The 2,053-nt window shown below is 37.2% G+C and carries 1 protein-coding gene and 1 pseudogene; one reads left to right on the top strand and one right to left on the bottom strand.

Annotation, left to right across the window (positions count from 1 at the left end):
• Positions 1–120 precede the first annotated feature (120 nt).
• Positions 121–345, top strand: a pseudogene (locus tag ABKW31_RS22845) (YbaB/EbfC family nucleoid-associated protein); the annotation flags it as partial.
• Positions 346–412: 67 nt separating this feature from the next.
• Here the strand turns inward: ABKW31_RS22845 and ABKW31_RS22840 are convergent.
• Entirely contained in the window at positions 413–1,651 is a 1,239-nt protein-coding gene (locus ABKW31_RS22840; protein ID WP_348619024.1) for a response regulator, read from the bottom strand.
• Positions 1,652–2,053 lie beyond the last annotated feature (402 nt).

Raw genomic sequence — 2,053 nt, 5'->3', positions numbered from 1 at the left:
AAATCTGCAAGGCTACTACGTTCCACCTCATCAAAAATAAGAACACTACCATTTTCGTAATGACGATAGATATTCACTGCTGCTGAGGCTCCACTTAATGCAGCTGTAACAAAACGGTGTGAGTCAGGCGCAGGATTGGTTAAAGTTACCATGACTTGTAATCATGCTGTTGGTCGCGTTGATATTGACACTAGCTTGATGGAAGAAGATCAAGAAATGATCGAAGATTTGGTCGCTGCGGCATTTAATGATGGTGTAAGGCGAGTACAAGAAACCACCAAAGCAAAAATGGCTGATGTTACTGGTGGAATGCCTTTGCCTCCAAGTTTCAAAATGCCTTTTTAACCTTAATTTGTAGGTCTTTATGCCAAATAAACACCTACAAAATAAAAATTCACTACGCACAAAATATTTAAAAAAGCTCCACGTCGTTTGAATCTCCTGATAACTCTTTAGGGATCTGGCTCATTTCTTTGAGGCTATTTAGGCGTGACATCATTAAGGGCAGTTCATCGCTGGATTTAGACTCATCAAGAGCCTTAAAAGCATCATCAGTACTTGTTCTAAATAGGTGCAGTAGTTCTATTTCTTGTTGTTCAGAAAGACCATATTCAAATACCTTACTTTCTACAGTCGTAGTCAGATTGGATAGAGTATCAAGCACATTTTTCATGCTCTGAAGGTTACTTTTTTCAACTCTACCCTGTACGACCTCTAACTCCCTTATCATAAGGTTCACTTCTTCTACTTGCGCTATTGTTTGTAATTGTAAAACAGCAGCTTCAAGAATAATCGCTGTATAATCACGAATTCGTCCGGCAAAACCCTCATCATCAGGCATGTTTTTAACTATTTGGGTAAAATATGGGTAGTTTAAAAGTAGTCTCTGACCTCTTGTCAATATTCTGTCGGAATGCTTAAGTCTTGTGAGTAGTTCTTGTTCCAATGGCGAAACAGAATCACCGTTAGTATCAACTGAAGAATATTCAATATCATTTAAAACAAAACTAGATCTGACCGAGCTGTTTAGTCCAAAATCAGATGCCGATTTAATGATCAGTCGATTAAGTGATTCTTGTGTTTGACATTTTGCTGACGCTCTTAGAAATTGGATTAGATTAGCCTGTTCACCCATTTCAGTTAAAACAGACTTTATAACATGTGCCTTATCCTGTTCTAATTCTTTGGATTTACCTTCGAGACCTTCAAGTTTTCTTCTGTTCTTTCCTCTAAGAACGATACTTTTGGCTTTATTTTGAAGCTCTGCTGTCACAATTGGCTTCACAATAAAATCATTAGCGCCGACTTCAAAGCCATGAAGGCGCTCCTCAAATTCTGAGCTTGCTGTATGAAAAATTATCTCCGAGGCATCTTCTTTTACAATTTCTCTGATTTTAGTGCAAAGCTCGAACCCATCCATTTCCGGCATCATGACATCTAAAATAATCAGATAAGGAGGACGCTCTAAGTTTTGAACAAATTCAAATGCAGCTATGGGCGAAGACATGGCGACTGTTTTAAAATCCTTAAGGGCGTTTTCAAGTATCGCCAAAATAATAAGGTCATCATCTACGACTAATATTTCACAATTCTTCAAACTTTGCTCCTTACAAACTTGTTGTTTTTGTTTAGTTCTAACATATTGGGTCATACCTATTTCATCAACATTAGTCTTAGAGTTCATTTTTTTAATTTAATACTCAATAATACCCTCACTGGATTATGTGATTTTTTAGGCTAAATCATCTTCTATGTGAAATAGTTATCGTCCACTGACAGTATTATAATTCCGCATATTAGCCAAAGTATATAATTGCAGCTCGTTATATACAGTAGAGTGACAACAGCCTAATCTGAGCGAAGCCTAGTGTAACTTTCTACTTTGTGCTCAGTCATTCTTATTTTTTTGTATGAGGCATTGACAAACTTACAGAGACTGCAATCGTAAAAATCGGTTAGTCACGTAGACTAACCGATGTGTTTGGTAGGTAAAAACCGTATTGGCAAAACATTGTTTATAATACCCCAGACGATCCTTTCACTGTCCGCTTTT

This window comes from Paraglaciecola sp. 25GB23A (genome assembly GCF_040012495.1).
Classification (GTDB): Bacteria; Pseudomonadota; Gammaproteobacteria; order Enterobacterales; family Alteromonadaceae; genus Paraglaciecola.
This window is presented reverse-complemented; position numbering and strand designations above follow the sequence as displayed.

Excerpts from the sequence above, each read along its gene's own strand:
- ABKW31_RS22840 (WP_348619024.1), bottom strand. The coding sequence starts at position 1,651 with ATGACCCAATATGTTAGAACTAAACAAAAACAACAAGTTTGTAAGGAG.